Source organism: Pseudomonas sp. PDM02 (assembly GCF_014852285.1).
Taxonomy (GTDB): Bacteria; Pseudomonadota; Gammaproteobacteria; order Pseudomonadales; family Pseudomonadaceae; genus Aquipseudomonas; species Aquipseudomonas migulae.
In genome coordinates this window covers 436,099-451,758 of record NZ_JACVBL010000001.1, presented here as the reverse complement: position 1 = coordinate 451,758, position 15,660 = coordinate 436,099, and the positions used below count along the sequence as shown (strand labels likewise).

Here is a 15,660-nt window from a genome sequence, read left to right as displayed (position 1 = left end):
CAGAAACAAAAATGCCAGGCGCAATGCCTGGCATTTTTTTGTAGCTCATCCGACGCGCTTTGGCGAATCAGAACGGCAGCTTCATCCCCGGTGGCAGTTGCATGCCAGCGGTCATGCCGGACATTTTGTCCTGGCTGTTGGCTTCGATCTTGCGCACGGCGTCGTTGACGGCGGCGGCGAATACGGCCTCCAGCATCTCTTTGTCGTCTTCACTCAGGCCTTCGACCAGGCTCGGATCGATGGTCACGCGCTTGACGTCGTGACGACCGGTCATCACCACGGTGACCATATCGCCACCCGCCTTGCCGGTGACTTCGGCGTTGGCCAGCTCTTCCTGCATCTTGGCCATTTTTTCCTGCATCTGCTGCGCCTGCTTCATCAGGCCGGCCATGCCACCTTTCATCATGGGAATCACCTCAAAGTACTTGGATAAAAACAGCGCCCGGCCCTTTCGGCCGAACGCCTTCAGTTATTAGCCCTGACTGACCAGGGCTTCGACAGGTTCAATAGTATCGTTACGGACCACCGCACCGAACTGCTGCATCATTTGCTGGATGAACGGATCACCGTGGATCGACTCTTCCGCCTCGCGCTGACGGTTGGCACGGCGCCGGGACGCGGCCTGGGCCGGGGTCTCCTGCTCGGGCTTGATCAGCTCCATGCTCAGGGTCAGCGTGCGCCCGTGAAACTGGTTCAGCGCATCGTTGAGACGACGTTGCTGGGTCGCGTTGAACAAGGCGCTATGGGCCGGGTCCAGGTGCATCAGCCAGTGGTCACCGTCCACGGAGATCAGCGTGCAGTTGGCGGCGATGCTGCCGGTCATGCCGGAAATCGGCAGTTTCGGGAACAGTTCCAGCCATTGCAGGGCCAGACCGGTGGCGGGCATCGCGGCCGGCTCAGGTTCGGGTTCCGGCGCGGGTTCGGCGGCGTGCTCACTCGCCAGCTCGTCGAGATAGCTGTACGCCGAATCCATGTCCGGTTCGATGTAGTCCTCGTCCAGCGGCGGCTCGTCGTCGGAGTCGATGCCCCGTGTCGCGGCGTCGACGTCGGCCACGGAAGGTTCCGGGATCGGCGCAGCGGCCCATTCCGGCGCGTCTGGCACAACGCTGTCAGGCGTCGGCAACGGCATCGGGGGCAATTCGGGTTGTTCAGCGGCGGTTTCCAGCACCGGCTCGACGGCTGGCTGCTGGACGACTTCGGGCTCGACCGGATCATTCCACGGCAGATCGACGACGGCTTCGACCGCTACCGGCGCCACAACGGGCTCCGGCACGATGACCGGTTCCGGCACGACAACGGCTGCAACCGGCTCAGGCTCGGGAGCAACCACCGGCGCGATCGGCGCGGCAACAACCGGTGCAACTGCCGCAGCGACTACCGGCGCAACAATCGGCGCGGCAGCCACTGAGTTTGCGGAATCAACTGTGGCCTGGCTGATCCCCACTGGCTTTAGCGGTTGCCTCGGCGCATCCGCGGTGTCCGCCGGGCGGAACGCGAGCATCCGCAGCAAGACCATTTCGAAGCCGCCGCGCGGGTCCGGCGCCAGCGGTAAATCGCGGCGGCCGATCAGGCCCATCTGGTAATAAAACTGCACGTCTTCGGCGGGCAAGGCCTGGGCCAGCGCCAGCACCCGATCACGGTCGCCGTGACCGTTGTCGACGCCTTCAGGCAAGGCCTGGGCGATGGCGACACGGTGCAGCACGTTGAGAATTTCCGAGAGCACACCGTTCCAGTCCGGGCCTTGCTCCGCCAGATGGCGGACAGCCTCGAGCAACGCCTTGGCGTCGCCTTCGATCAGCGAGTGCAGAACGTCGTAAACCTGACCGTGATCGAGCGTGCCGAGCATCGCCCGCACATCGGCGGCCATGACCCGACCTTCACCGAAGGCAATCGCCTGATCGGTCAGGCTCATGGCATCGCGCATCGAACCATCGGCGGCGCGGCCCAACAGCCACAGCGCGTCGTCTTCGAACGGTACGTTTTCGACGCCCAGCACGTGGGTCAAATGCTCGACCACCCGTTCAGGGGTCATGTTCTTCAGCGAGAACTGCAGGCACCGCGAAAGAATCGTTGCAGGAAGTTTCTGCGGGTCGGTGGTCGCCAGGATGAACTTGACGTAGGGCGGCGGCTCTTCGAGGGTTTTCAACAGCGCATTAAAGGAATGGCTGGAGAGCATGTGCACTTCGTCGATCAGGTAGACCTTGAAGCGCCCGCGGCTCGGGGCGTACTGCACGTTGTCGAGCAGCTCGCGGGTGTCCTCGACCTTGGTCCGGCTCGCGGCGTCGATCTCGATCAGGTCGACGAAACGGCCTTCATCGATCTCGCGGCACACCGAACATTCGCCACATGGCGTCGAAGTGATACCCGTTTCACAGTTCAGGCATTTGGCGATGATCCGCGCGATGGTGGTCTTGCCGACCCCGCGCGTGCCCGTAAAGAGGTAAGCGTGGTGCAGCCGCTGGCTGTCCAAGGCATTGATCAGAGCCTTGAGCACATGGGTCTGGCCGACCATTTCGCGGAACGAGCGCGGACGCCATTTACGTGCAAGAACCTGATAACTCATCGAAAACCATCGCCACTGGGAAGCAGAAGCGGCTAATGCTAGCGGAGCAAGGCCAAAATTGCATCCGGCGCGCTCGTCTAATCTGGCTAAGCTGCACTTGCGGTGATTTTTATCGGCTCGATTTTCATCGATAGCGGAGCGTTTATGCGGCTGGCCTTGGGGGCACTGCTGTTGATGAGTCTGAACGTCATGGCTGCCAGCGCGCCGCTGCGCTTCGTGGTGCCCGACAGTTGGGCGATGCCGATGGTGCAGCTTTATCAAGGCCAGCCGACCCAGGGCATCCTGCATGACGTGATGGTCAGCCTCGCGACCCAGGTTGGCGTTCCGGCCGAGTTTCACGTACTGCCACGGGCCCGGGTGCAAAATGCCATGGAGCACGGCGAGATCGATGTCCGCTGCTACGCCGCGCAAACGTGGTCGCCAAATCAGTCCGGAGACTACATCTGGAGCATTCCGCTCTGGACCCAGCCGGACGTGCTGATCAGCCGGCACGAGTTGCAGACCTCAATCGATCCGGCGAATTTGCCACAACAATCCATCGGCACGGTGCTCGGCTACAGTTACCCCACCCTGCAACCGCTGTTCGACGCCGGGCGCCTGCTTCGCGAGGACGCGCGCAATCAGGAACAGGTCCTGGAAAAACTCATGGCCGGACGCTATCGCTACGCCGTGAGCAATCAATGGACACTGGACTGGTTCAATCAGCGTCTGCTGCCTGAGCAGCAACTGCAAGGCGTGGCGGTGCTGCAAGTGCAGAGTGTCGGTTGTTACGTGCGTAATGACCCGAAAGTGCCCGTGCAACGCATTCTGCGCACGTTGCTGAGGATGAAAATGTCCGGGGAGATCGATGACATTATCCGGCTTTATGTCGGCAAACCCTGAACCTGTGGGAGTGAGCCTGCTCGCGATTGCGTACTTTCAGCCAGCACTTGCGTGATAGACACACCGTCATCGCGAGCAGGCTCGCTCCCACATTTGATCTTCATAGATCTGATAGCCTCAGGCTGTTTGATCGAGCGCTCGCCATTGCGCCGGCGCGACAAAACCTTCGACCCAGCCCGGCACATCAACCGCCGGCATCGGCCGAGCGATGAAATAACCCTGGGCAACGTCGCACCCCAACTGCATCAACAGTTCGCCGTGCTCGATACTCTCCAGCCCTTCGGCGATCACTTGTCGGCCAAACGCGCGGGCCAGGCCAATCACTGCGGTGGTGAGGGCCAAGTCGTCGCGATCATGCAGAATGTCGCGGATAAACGACTTGTCGATCTTGATGGTCTGGGTGCGCAAGCGCTTGAGGTAGTTCAAGGACGAATAACCGGTGCCGAAGTCGCCCAGTGAAAACTGCACGCCGAGCGCCTGACAGGCCTGCAGACAGGCGCTGACATGCTGGATGTTTTCTATCGCCACCGACTCGACGATTTCCAGATCCAGCATCTGCGGCGCGACCCGGGCATGCCGGGCGAGCACCTGCCTGAGCCGGTCGACGAAATCCGCTCGCTGGAAATGCCGGGCGGCGATGTTGACGCTGATCGGCCAGCCCTGCCCCGCTTGCTGCCAACGGTCCAACTGCATCAACACCTGATCCATCACCCATTCACCGATATCGATGATCAGGTCCGTCTCCTCCACCATCGGTAAAAACTCTCGGGCCGGCACCATGCCATTTTGCGGATGCTCCCAGCGCAAGAGCGCCTCGAAGCCGACGACGACACCCCGACGCATGTTCACTTTCGGCTGGAAATGCACACGCAGCTCGCCGGCGGCCAACGCCTGCCGAACCCGTTCGACGGTCTGGTGAGTGGCCTTGACCTCTCGATCCCGGAACACGTCGAATAAATGAAAGCGATTGCGCCCGCTCTGCTTGGCCACGTACATCGCCTGATCGGCGTGACGCAGCAAGGTTTCGGCATCTTGATTGTCATCGGGGAACAGGGTGACGCCGATGCTGGCAAATACATTCAGGGTCTTGCCCCGCAACTGATACGGCGCCGAAATCGCACCCAGCACACGGTTCAGCGCCGCGCGCAGCTCCGGCACATCACGCACATAACGCAACACCAGCACGAACTCGTCACCGGCCAGCCGCGCCACCACATCCTCGCCGCGAACAATGTCGCGCAAACGCTTGGCCACCTCCACCAGCAACAGATCGCCACTGGCATGCCCGTAGCCGTCGTTGACTGCCTTGAAGCCGTCGAGGTCGAGCATGCATACCGCCAGCGGGATGTTTTCCTCACGCGAGAACGCCAGCGCCTGATCCAGCAGGTCCGAGAGAAACGCGCGATTGGGCAGCCCGGTCAGCACGTCATGGCCGACCCGCCATTGCAGGGAATGCAGCAGTTGGCGTTTTTCGCTGATGTCGAAACGGATCGCCAGGTAACGATGAATCCGCCCGGTGGCGTCATCCAGCAGCGGCACCAACGTACTTTCGACCCAATACAGACTGCCATTCTTGGCGCGATTGCAGATCTCGCCCTTCCAGACATTGCCCAGCGCAATGGTGCGCCACATGCCGGCGAAGAAATCAGCGGAGTGCAGGCCGGAATTGAGCAGGCGATGGTTCTGCCCGAGCAGTTCGTCGCGGCTGTAACCGGAGACGGCGCAGAACTGATCGTTGACGTAGGTAATCCGGCCGGTCAGATCGGTCTCGGAAAAGATCGCGGCGGCGTCCACGGCCCTGCGGTATTTCTCATCCATGAGTCAGGCTCACTGTCGCTAGCGGTGGTACCGCTCGACCAGCGCAAAATGCCCGGAAGAGATGTTTTGATTCGTACTGCGCAGAGCCACGTGATCACTCCAGGAACAGCGATTGATGGCCCTTTGGCCGCCGAAGATCAACTAGGCTCAAAGACCCGGACAAAGGGCAGCAACAACGAATTCGATAACATTTTGCAAGGCTTCAGGGCGGCTTCAGCACTCCACATATTGTTCAAGGGAGCACCGTACTGGCTCTTTCGCATCAGCCAAACTTACGCAAACAGGTCACCAAATACCCTTTGGAGGAGGCAATTCTACGAAATGCATCACATTTTGCAAAGCAAGGTGATGGATCATGCAGTTGTCTAATGCAAAAATCTATCGTTAAGTTCTTGATTCTAAATGGGAATTGAGCGATGCAAATTTCAAGTTTGGGTTCAGCCATTCGGCGTTACCGCAAGGTCGCGGGGCTTACTCAGGCTGAACTCGGCGAAAAAACCGGTTTTGACCCGAAAACCATCAGCCGTTTTGAAACCGGCACCTACACCCCCAGCGTGGAAGCCCTGTTCCTGCTTGCCGGCGTGCTGGGGGTGAAACTGAAAGCCTTCTTCGCAGATTTGGGCGATGAGGATGAACAGCGGGCGTACCTGTTCGGAGTCATCCACAAAGCCACCCCGAAGGATCTGGGAAAGCTGATTGCAGCGGTTGACCAGGCCATGTCCAAGCCTTAGTGGCAGAAATGAAAAAGGAGGCCGACTTGTCGTGATTCGACAGGTCGGCCTCCTTTTTTGCGCCTGTTTTCAAAACGGAAACGACGAAAAATCCGCCCTGGACGAAATCCATGGCAGAGCAAAAAGACGGTATTTTTTGATGAAGAACGCGAGAGAAGGCTCGCGGTGCGTTATGGAGGCAACCCCACCAGCCACACCCCGGCACACAATGTTCCCGCTGTGGCTGCTTCCTTCCGGATCTGACCAGGTTCACGGGTAATCGTTGCGGGGGGACCGATGGGGTCACCATAACGACGCTCACCTGACGGCGAGCCGCGCCATTGTACCTATCTGAGGCGAAGTTACAACCGTTCGGGCGGATTAAAAAATATGAGCGGCTTCAAGGACATGCGCAGTCCTGAAAAGAGCGCAGGCGCCTACAGGTCCTGCACCACTTCATCCGCCCTGCCGCCCTCCTGCTGGATCACCAGATGAATGAAGTGCAACTTGGCAATCACCACCGGCGGCAATACGAACGGGTAGAAATCCGGCTGGCCCATGCTGCGCGACAGTTCGTTGAGCATGCCGGCGAGTTCGATCCACGCATTGACGAATGACAGGAACGCCGCGCCGCCGGGATGCTGCGGATCATAGAGGGTGCTGGACGGGAATGGCTGGTAGTCGAAATCCATTTCCCGCGCACTCATGCCGAAGCCGAGGGCGGTGTCCACCGCGTCCATCATGTGCAGGTAATGCGCCCAGGTTTCGGCCCAGTCTTCCCAGGGATGCATGGTGGCGTAGGCGCTGACGAAATGTTGCTGCCAGTCGAGCGGCGCGCCTTGCTGGTAATGCCGGTCGAGCGCCTCGGCGTAACTCGCGCGCTCGTCGCCGAACACGTCGCGAAACGGTTCCAGCCACTGGCTGCTGGCGATCAGCCGGTCCCAATAATAATGCCCGACCTCATGACGGAAGTGCCCGAGCAACGTGCGATACGGTTCGTGCATCTGCACCCGCACCTGCTCGCGGTGCGCGTCGTCGGCTTCTTTGATATCGAGGGTGATCAGACCGTTGGCATGGCCCGTGGTCGGTGGCTTGCCTTCGAGGTCGACGCCGATGAAATCGAAGGCCAGCCCGCTCTCTTCGTCCACGGTTTTGGGGATGACCTGCAAACCCAGGCTGACCAGTTGCGCAACCAGCCGACGCTTGGCGATTTCGACCTTGCGCCAGCGTTCATGATTCTCGGGAAGCGATAAATCAGGAATGGTGTGATTCAGGCTACAGGCGATGCACAAGGTTTCGTGATCGTTGGCCGGCAATAGCCAGTTGCAGGCGGCCGGGGTGTCGAGATTGGCGCAGCGCCGGAAGATACCCGCGCCGAGGTCGGCATCGAGAATCCAGGTGTCGGCTTGCGAAGCGGGCTGTAACGACGATAAGCGACTCTGTTCAGGCTGATAGCCCAAGGCCGCCGAACAGGCCAGGCACTGGCTGTTGCGAAAGAACAGCGACTGCCCGCAGCGACAATGCCAGACCTTGCTGTTGCGCGAGCTTTCGCCAATGAAAGGTGCGGCGATGCGTGAACTGAGCTGTTCAAAGAAGCGGTGCATGGCGATCTCTCCCTGGGCTTGCCAAGACTAGATCATGATTGGTTGTCGATCGTTCCCGGATTTTGCGTGATGGCGAATATCGCCTTCGCGAGCAAGCCCGCTCCCACAGTTGACCGCATTCTCACAGGAAGAGCGCGACCAACTGTGGGAGCGGGCTTGCTCGCGAAGGGCATCACACAGAAATACCGTGCTTGCTCAAAAACCCGACAAACGCCTCTTCATCCAGCACCTTCAACCCCAGCTCATTGGCCTTGGCCAACTTCGAACCGGCACCCGGCCCGGCCACCACGCAATGGGTCTTGGCCGACACCGAACCGGCCACTTTGGCGCCGAGGCTTTCCAGTTTGTCCTTGGCAACATCGCGGCTCATCAATTCCAGCGAACCGGTCAACACCCAGGTCTGCCCAGCCAGCGGCAAGCCTTCGACGACCTTCTTCTCGCTCTGCCAATGCATGCCGAAATCGCGCAGCTGCTTTTCAGCGGCTTCAGCGATCTGACGATTTTCGGCGACGGCAAAGAACTCGCGAACCGAATTGGCCTGTTTCTCTGGCAAGGCCTGGCGCATGTCCAGCCAGTCAGCAGAAAACACACCTTCCAGCGAACCGAATTTTTCCGCCAGCTTCTGCGCCCCGCCCGGCCCGACCGAAGGAATGTGCAGCTTGTCGAGGAAACCGCCCAGCGTGGTGCTCGCCGCAAACTCGGCGCCCAACTCGCCCTGATCCTGAATCTGCAGGCCATGCTTGAGCAGATCGGCGATCACCTGCTGGTTATGCGCATCTTCGAAGAAGCTGTGAATCTCGTGAGCCACTTCCAGGCCGACATCCGGCAAGTACGTGAGCACTTGCGGCAACGCCTGCTGAACCCGCTCCAGCGAGCCGAGGGAGCGTGCCAGCACCTTGGCGGTCTCTTCGCCGACATCGGGAATGCCGAGGGCGTAGATGAAGCGCGCCAGGCCCGGCTTTTTGCTGTCTTCGATGGCGCTGAGCAGGTTCTTGCTCGACAGCTCGGCAAAGCCTTCGAGATCGACGATTTGCTCGAACGTCAGGGCGTACAGATCGGCCGGCGAACTCACCAGGCCTTCGTCCACCAACTGCTCGACGCTCTTCTCGCCCAAACCTTCGATGTCCATCGCTCGACGGGAAACGAAGTGAATGATCGCCTGCTTGAGTTGCGCGCCGCAGGCCAGGCGACCGACGCAGCGATACACCGCGCCCTCGCTGATGGTCTCGCGCCCCTTGCTGCGCTTGACCAATTGCGTGCGTTCGACATGCGAACCGCAGACCGGGCACTGTTCAGGAATCTGCACTGGCCGTGCGTTTTCCGGGCGGCGCTCCATGACCACTTGCACCACCTGCGGAATCACGTCGCCCGCGCGGCGGATGATCACAGTGTCGCCGATCATCAACCCCAGACGCGCCACTTCGTCCATGTTGTGCAGCGTCGCATTGGCCACGGTGACGCCCGCCACCTTGACCGGCTTCAAGCGCGCCACCGGCGTTACGGCACCGGTTCGCCCGACCTGGAATTCCACGTCGAGCAATTCGGTGAGTTCTTCCATCGCCGGGAATTTATGGGCAATCGCCCAGCGCGGTTCGCGGGCGCGGAAGCCCAATTCACGCTGGGAGGCAATGCTGTTGACCTTGAACACCACGCCGTCGATTTCATAGGCCAGGCTGTTGCGGCGCTCACCGATGTCGCGGTAGTAATCCAGGCATTCATCGATGCCGTGTGCCAGTTTCAGCTCGCGACTGATCGGCATGCCCCATGCCTGAAGCTGCTTCAGATTGCCGATGTGGGTGTCGGCAATCTCCGCCGAAACCTGGCCGATGCCGTAGCAGCAGAATTCCAGCGGACGGTTGGCAGTGATCTTCGAATCCAGCTGCCGCAAGCTGCCCGCCGCCGCGTTGCGCGGGTTGGCGAAGGTCTTGCCGCCGACTTCCAGTTGCGTGGCGTTGAGCCGCTCGAAACCGGCCTTGGACATGAACACTTCGCCGCGCACTTCCAGGGTCGCCGGCCAGCCGGTGCCTTGCAGCTTGAGCGGAATATTACGCACGGTGCGTACGTTGACACTGATGTCTTCACCGGTGGTGCCGTCACCGCGCGTTGCGCCGCGCACCAACACACCGTCCTGATAAAGCAGGCTGACCGCCAGGCCATCGAGCTTCGGTTCGCAGCTGTACTCCACCGCCGCCCCGCCGCCAAACAAGTCGCCGGCTGGCAGGTCGAGGCCTTCAGTCACCCGACGATCGAACTCGCGCATGTCGGTTTCTTCGAAGGCGTTGCCGAGGCTGAGCATCGGCACTTCGTGACGCACCTGGGTGAACGCCGACAGCGCCGCGCTGCCGACGCGCTGGGTTGGCGAGTCACTGGTGATGAGGTCAGGGTTGGCTGCTTCGAGGGCCTTGAGCTCATGGAACAACCGGTCGTACTCGGCGTCCGGAATGCTCGGCTCGTCCATCACGTGGTAGCGATAGTTGTGCTGATCCAGCTCAGCGCGCAGCTCTAGAATGCGGGTTTTGGCGGCGGTCATGGGTGTTCTCTCATAAAGCAAAAGAGCAGCCGAGGCTGCTCAATCTGTGGTGCGGCGTAGATTCATTGTAGGAGCCAGGCTTGCCGGCGAAGGCGTATTTGAAATCGCCTTCGCCGGCAAGCCTGGCTCCTACAAGGTGCGGGAGTCGCGTCATGAACGCCCGCACATTGCCAATATCAGCGCTTCTGGGTCAGGGCGCGGCGTTCGAATTCGACGATGCGCTGACGGTAATGCTCGATCGTCTGCGCGGTCAGTACGCTGCGCTGGTCGTCTTTCAGTTCGCCGTTAAGCTCCTGGGACAGTTTGCGCGCCGCAGCCACCATCACGTCGAAGGCCTGCTTCGGATGACGCGGGCCTGGCAGGCCAAGGAAGAAGCTCACGGCCGGTGTGCTGAAGTGGTCGATGTCGTCCAGATCGAAGACGCCCGGCTTGACCGCATTGGCCATCGAGAACAGGACTTCACCGTTGCCAGCCATGCTTTCGTGGCGGTGGAAAATGTCCATCTCGCCGAAGCGCAAGCCGCTTTCCAGAATGTTCTGCAACAGCGCCGGGCCTTTGAAGCCAGCGGCGTCGCGGCAGATCACGCTGATCACCAGCACCTCTTCGGCTTGCGGTTGTTCTTTGTCGCTGACCGAAGGCGAAGACTTGGCATCAACCGGGAAATCGTCGTCACGACTGCTGAAGCTCGGGCCGCCGTCCAGGTCCAGGCTGAGGTTCATGTCGCCTTGCGACGGCTCGCCATGGCCACGCTTGCCGCGCTTGGAACCCGACTCACGGGGCTCACGGGCAGGCATGCTCACCGACGGCAGATCGTGCTCGTCCAGTTGCGGTTCTTTGTGGGTATCCAGAACGCGCGGCGGGCCCAACAGCTCGGCGCTGGTGTCCTCGTCCGGCAAATTGGACAGACTTCGATCAAGACGGAACTTCAATTTTCCCTTGCCGCCGCGCATACGGCGCCAGCCATCGAAAAGAATACCGGCAATGACAATAATGCCGATGACGATCAGCCACTCGCGCAGACCGATTTCCATGTAATCCCGTGCCTCTATAAAAAATGCTGAAAAATAAGGGGTTTACAACTCGTAAACCGCTTTAAAACGTGGCGCCAACTCTATGTTCTGACAGGCGTTTTGCCCACGTATACGAAAAATTGACATTAAACTAGCACGACCAAAGGCAACTTTACACCGTCTGTCACAATGGCTTGCGCGAATATGTCGATTGGCCAGCAAGTCAAGGAAGGTAAATAAGTCCTACGGACAAAAAATACTCAACCTACAGACGCCGACTCAGGCATCCACCATCGCCATCGCCTCCTCGACATCCACTGCCACCAGACGCGAGCAACCCGGCTCGTGCATCGTCACCCCCATCAATTGATCGGCCATTTCCATGGCGATCTTGTTGTGGGTGATATAGATGAACTGCACCGTCTGCGACATCTCTTTCACCAGCCGGGCGTAGCGTCCAACGTTAGCGTCATCCAGCGGCGCGTCAACTTCATCGAGCATGCAGAACGGCGCCGGGTTCAACTTGAAGATCGCAAAAACCAGGGCCAATGCGGTCAGGGCTTTTTCGCCACCGGAGAGCAAATGGATGGTGCTGTTCTTCTTTCCGGGCGGCTGCGCCATGATCGTCACCCCTGTATCGAGTAGATCTTCGCCCGTCAGTTCCAAATACGCGCGCCCTCCACCGAAAACTTTTGGGAAAAGCGCCTGTAAACCGCCATTGATCTGATCAAAGGTATCCTTGAAGCGGTTGCGGGTTTCCTTGTCGATCTTGCGGATCACGTTCTCGAGGGTGTCCAGCGCTTCGACCAAATCGTCGTTCTGCGCATCCAGATAACGTTTACGCTCGGATTGTTGCTGATATTCGTCGATGGCCGCGAGGTTGATCGCGCCGAGGCGCTGAATGCGTGCGGCAATGCGTTCGAGTTCTTCTTCGGCGTCCTTCTCGCTGGCTTCGGTCGTCAGCGTGGCGAGTACGCCGTGCAGGTCGTAACCGTCTTCCAGCAACTGATCTTCCAGGGTCTTGCGGCGCACGGTCAGGGCTTGCCACTCCATGCGCTGGGTTTCCATCTGGCCACGAATCAACTGCGATTGCTGCTCGGCCTGGTGGCGGCGTTTTTCGGCGTCACGCAATTCGCGGTCGGCGTCTTCGAGGGCAATCTGTGCGGTCTTGAGTTCTTCGTCGACGGTCATGCGCTTGTCGAGCAACTCTTCAAGCTTCAGGCGCAGCTCTTCCAGCGGCGCCTCGCCCTCCTCCAGATTGAGGCTGAGCTGTTCGCGTTTTTCGGTGAGGCGCTCGGACTGCATTTCCAGCCGTTCCAGCGCCTGACGCGTCGAGTCATGTTGCGCCTTGAGCGAACCCAGGCGCACCGCCAATTGATGCGCGTGATCCTTGTGCTGCCGGGCTTCCTGACGCACGCGGTCAAGGCGCTCGCGCAGGCTGTCGCGCTGGGCCAGCAGCAGCTCACGCTGCTCGGTATCCAGCGCCATGGCGTCGAGGGCTTCCTGCAATTGCAGGCGCGCTTCGCCGATGTTTTCGTGTTCCAGCGCACGTTGCTCGGCCAGTTCGGTGAGCTCTTCATCGAGCCGCGTGCGGCGCAAGGTCAGTTGCTCGACCTTGGCTTTGCCGGCGGACAACTGGGCTTTCAATTCGCCTTGCTGACGCGCTTCGTCCTGCAGCAAACGGCGCAAATGTTCGCGACCGTTTTCCTGTTGACGCTGCTGCGCCCGCAGATTCTGAAGTTGGGTTTCGAGGGTTTCGACCGTGGCCTCGCGCTCTTCGCGTTCGCTGCTCAGACGCTGGATTTCCTGACCGCGAGCCAGCACGCCACTTTCCGCTTCGCTGGCGCGGCGCACCCGTAAAAAGTGCCGGCCGACCCAGTATCCATCGCGGCTGATCAGGCTCTGACCGGCGCTCAACTGACTGCGCAATGCCAAGGCCTGTTCGAGGTTTTCAACCGGCTTGACCTGCCCCAGCCACGGCGACAGATCGATCTGCGCCTCGACCTTGTCGAGCAAGCTGCCGGGCACGCGCACGCCATCGCTGGCGGGGCTGAGCAATCGCAAATCGCCTTGGGCAAAACCGGCCAGGTCGAAACCGCCGAAATCGTCCACCAGCACCGCTTGCAGATCGGCACCGAGCACGGTTTCCACCGCCAGCTCCCAACCGGCTTCAACCTTGAGACCTTCGGCCAGGCGTGGACGGTCCGCCAGGTGTTGTTCGCGCAACCATTCAGCGGTGCCGGTGCCCGGATCGAGCGCGGCTTGCTGCAAGGCTTCAAGCGAAGCGAGACGCCCGTTGAGACGCTGCAAATCGCCCTGCGCCTGTTGCTGCGCCGACAACGCTTGCTGCAATTCCTGACGCAGTTGCTCGAGTCGCTCGACCTGCGCTTCTTCGCTGGCCTGCAAGTCCTCAAGCGTGGCCTCGGAAGCGGCCAACTGCTCGCTGAGCTCCATGATCGCCGCGTCTTCCGGGTCCGCCGAAAGCAAGGCGCGTTCTTCGCCGAGGCGCTTCTGACGATCAGCCAATCGCTCCATGCTGGTTTCCAGCTGCTGGATGCGTGATTGCTGGACTTCGGACTGGCGACGCGGTTCGGCGGCGGTCAGGTTGAACGTGTCCCACTGCTCCTGCCAGCCGTGCATGGTGGTTTCGGATTCTTCCAGCGCGGCGGCGGCTTCTTCGGCGGCGGCGCTGGTGACTTCCTGCTCCGGCGTGAGCATGTCCAGCTCTTCGCCGAGGGTCAGCAGCAACGTGCGGTCGTGGCCCAGATGCGACTCGGTTTCCAGGCGTGCGCGCTCGGCTTCTTTCAGATCGTCTTGCAGCTGACGCAGGCGTTGCTGACCGTGCTGGATGCTCTGCTCGACCCGGGCGATGTCGCCACCGACCGAATAGAAACGCCCCTGCACCAGATTGAAGCGCTCCGACAGGTCATGGTGCCCGTCGCGAAAGCGTTCGATGCTCGCGTCGGCGTTGCGCTGCTCGGCCACCAACGCTTCGAACGTGACTTCCTGGGTGCCAATGATCGCTTCGCGCTGGCCGACCTGTTCGTTCAAGGCTTGCCAGCGCAGGGCCGACAGTTGCGCCTTGAGTTGACGCTCCTCGCCCTTGTATTCCTGATACTTCTTGGCCGCTTCCGCCTGGCGGTGCAGGCGCTCAAGCTGACGCGTCAGCTCTTCGCGCAGGTCCGTCAGGCGCTCCAGGTTTTCGTGGGTGCGACGAATACGGTTTTCGGTCTCGCGCCGGCGCTCCTTGTACTTGGAGATGCCCGCCGCTTCTTCAATGAAGTTGCGCAAGTCTTCGGGCTTGGACTCGATCAGCTTGGAGATCATCCCCTGCTCGATGATCGAGTAGCTGCGCGGGCCCAGGCCGGTACCGAGGAAGATGTCGGTGATATCACGGCGACGGCACTTGGTGCCGTTGAGGTAATAGGTGGTCTGGCTGTCGCGGGTCACTTTGCGGCGAATGGAAATTTCCGCATAGGCGGCGTATTCGCCAAGCAGCGTGCCGTCGGTGTTGTCGAACACCAGCTCGATGCTGGCCTGGCTCACCGGTTTACGGCTGGTCGAACCGTTGAAGATGACATCGGTCATCGACTCGCCGCGCAAGTTCTTGGCTGAGCTCTCGCCCATCACCCAGCGCACGGCGTCGATGATGTTCGATTTGCCACAGCCATTGGGCCCGACCACCGCCGCCATGTTACTGGGGAAGTTCACCGTGGTCGGATCGACGAAGGATTTGAACCCCGCCAGCTTGATGCACTTGAGCCGCACGCTTAAGCGTCCGTCAGGGCAGAAATCACCAGATCGCAACTGCGCTGGCAATACGCGGTCAGCACGGTGCGAATCAGCGCATGGTCACGGGCGATCACGGCCGCGAGCAAGCGTTCGAACAGCTCCAGATACTCGCTCATCGAGGCCTTGCGCTGCTCCAGAGCAAGGAAATACGCACGGCTCATGGCCGGTTGCAGATTCTCGACGGTTTCCTGCAAGTACGGGTTGTTGGCAAACCCGTACGTGGCGCGCATCACATTGAAACTGTCGTCGACGAAGGCGTGGATGTCCTGGCGCTCGTAGCTCGCGGTCAGGCGTTGCTGGATCTGCACGAACGGCGCCAGGTCGGCCTGGACTTGCCAGCCAGTGGCCACGGCATTGGCGAGCAGGATGTACATCTCGCCCATCAGCGTGCACAGGCTCTGCACCTTGTGCACGGTGAGTTCGGTCACATGGGCGCCGCGTCGCGGCAGGATCGCGATCAGGTGGCGACGCTCGAGGATCAGCAAGGCTTCGCGGACCGAGCCGCGGCTGACATTGAGGGCCAGCGTGACCTTCTGTTCCTGGATGCGCTCCCCGGGCTTCATTTCGCCACGAATGATGCGTTCGGCGAGGTGGTGAGCAATTTGCTCGGCGAGGCTGTCCGGCGCCTTGAACGTCATGGGTGTCCTTCAAATTCTTCGATCTGTACAAGCGGCGCAGTGTAGCGCACATGAGGGGCCATGGCGGAGTGCCCACTCGGCGGTTTTTGGCACGAATCCCGCAAAAAGCAGGC

General features: G+C 60.6%; 10 protein-coding genes and 1 other RNA gene. 2 read left to right on the top strand and 9 right to left on the bottom strand.

Features of this window, described 5'->3' with window-relative positions:
• Positions 1-67: 67 nt before the first annotated feature.
• On the bottom strand, positions 68-406 hold the full coding sequence (locus IB245_RS01970; protein ID WP_008028561.1) for a YbaB/EbfC family nucleoid-associated protein: 339 nt from the start codon (positions 404-406) through the stop codon (positions 68-70).
• 66 nt (positions 407-472) lie between these two features.
• Positions 473-2,563 (bottom strand): DNA polymerase III subunit gamma/tau, encoded by a 2,091-nt coding sequence (dnaX, locus tag IB245_RS01965; protein ID WP_192226255.1) that lies wholly within the window; start codon positions 2,561-2,563, stop codon positions 473-475.
• Between the two features lie 144 nt (positions 2,564-2,707).
• Here dnaX and IB245_RS01960 point away from each other — a divergent pair, with 144 nt between their 5' ends.
• Complete coding sequence (locus tag IB245_RS01960) at positions 2,708-3,445, top strand: substrate-binding periplasmic protein (RefSeq protein ID WP_192226253.1); 738 nt, start codon at positions 2,708-2,710, stop codon at positions 3,443-3,445.
• Between the two features lie 117 nt (positions 3,446-3,562).
• On the opposite strand, the gene IB245_RS01955 is transcribed toward IB245_RS01960, so the two are convergent.
• Complete coding sequence (locus IB245_RS01955; protein WP_192226251.1) at positions 3,563-5,263, bottom strand: putative bifunctional diguanylate cyclase/phosphodiesterase; 1,701 nt, start codon at positions 5,261-5,263, stop codon at positions 3,563-3,565.
• 416 nt (positions 5,264-5,679) lie between these two features.
• Between IB245_RS01955 and IB245_RS01950 the strand changes: the two genes are divergently transcribed.
• Positions 5,680-5,994: a helix-turn-helix domain-containing protein gene (locus IB245_RS01950; protein ID WP_008028568.1), complete on the top strand. Its 315-nt coding sequence runs from the start codon at positions 5,680-5,682 to the stop codon at positions 5,992-5,994.
• Between the two features lie 182 nt (positions 5,995-6,176).
• On the opposite strand, the gene ffs is transcribed toward IB245_RS01950, so the two are convergent.
• The 6 genes from ffs to IB245_RS01920 form a co-directional block, all read right to left on the bottom strand.
• An RNA gene (gene ffs, locus IB245_RS01945) (signal recognition particle sRNA small type) lies at positions 6,177-6,273 on the bottom strand.
• A gap of 137 nt (positions 6,274-6,410) precedes the next feature.
• The gene (locus IB245_RS01940; RefSeq protein ID WP_192226249.1) at positions 6,411-7,577 is read right to left on the bottom strand and encodes a putative zinc-binding metallopeptidase; all 1,167 of its coding nucleotides are present in this window, start codon (positions 7,575-7,577) and stop codon (positions 6,411-6,413) included.
• A gap of 172 nt (positions 7,578-7,749) precedes the next feature.
• A complete protein-coding gene (gene ligA / locus IB245_RS01935) occupies positions 7,750-10,107 on the bottom strand; it encodes an NAD-dependent DNA ligase LigA (RefSeq protein WP_192226248.1) in 2,358 nt (785 codons plus the stop codon).
• A gap of 176 nt (positions 10,108-10,283) precedes the next feature.
• Positions 10,284-11,138, bottom strand: a complete 855-nt coding sequence (gene zipA / locus IB245_RS01930; RefSeq protein ID WP_008027358.1) for a cell division protein ZipA — start codon at positions 11,136-11,138, stop codon at positions 10,284-10,286.
• Between the two features lie 258 nt (positions 11,139-11,396).
• Positions 11,397-14,885, bottom strand: a complete 3,489-nt coding sequence (gene smc, locus IB245_RS01925; protein ID WP_192226246.1) for a chromosome segregation protein SMC — start codon at positions 14,883-14,885, stop codon at positions 11,397-11,399.
• Positions 14,886-14,887: 2 nt separating this feature from the next.
• On the bottom strand, positions 14,888-15,547 hold the full coding sequence (locus IB245_RS01920) for a GntR family transcriptional regulator (protein ID WP_192226244.1): 660 nt from the start codon (positions 15,545-15,547) through the stop codon (positions 14,888-14,890).
• Positions 15,548-15,660 lie beyond the last annotated feature (113 nt).

What these genes read in the sequence shown, in the direction of transcription:
- IB245_RS01970 (WP_008028561.1), bottom strand. Translation starts at nt 406, where the DNA reads ATGATGAAAGGTGGCATGGCCGGCCTGATGAAGCAGGCGCAGCAGATG.
- dnaX (WP_192226255.1), bottom strand. Translation starts at nt 2,563, where the DNA reads ATGAGTTATCAGGTTCTTGCACGTAAATGGCGTCCGCGCTCGTTCCGC.
- IB245_RS01960 (WP_192226253.1), top strand. Translation starts at nt 2,708, where the DNA reads ATGCGGCTGGCCTTGGGGGCACTGCTGTTGATGAGTCTGAACGTCATG.
- IB245_RS01955 (WP_192226251.1), bottom strand. Translation starts at nt 5,263, where the DNA reads ATGGATGAGAAATACCGCAGGGCCGTGGACGCCGCCGCGATCTTTTCC.
- IB245_RS01950 (WP_008028568.1), top strand. Translation starts at nt 5,680, where the DNA reads ATGCAAATTTCAAGTTTGGGTTCAGCCATTCGGCGTTACCGCAAGGTC.
- IB245_RS01940 (WP_192226249.1), bottom strand. Translation starts at nt 7,577, where the DNA reads ATGCACCGCTTCTTTGAACAGCTCAGTTCACGCATCGCCGCACCTTTC.
- ligA (WP_192226248.1), bottom strand. Translation starts at nt 10,107, where the DNA reads ATGACCGCCGCCAAAACCCGCATTCTAGAGCTGCGCGCTGAGCTGGAT.
- zipA (WP_008027358.1), bottom strand. Translation starts at nt 11,138, where the DNA reads ATGGAAATCGGTCTGCGCGAGTGGCTGATCGTCATCGGCATTATTGTC.
- IB245_RS01920 (WP_192226244.1), bottom strand. Translation starts at nt 15,547, where the DNA reads ATGACGTTCAAGGCGCCGGACAGCCTCGCCGAGCAAATTGCTCACCAC.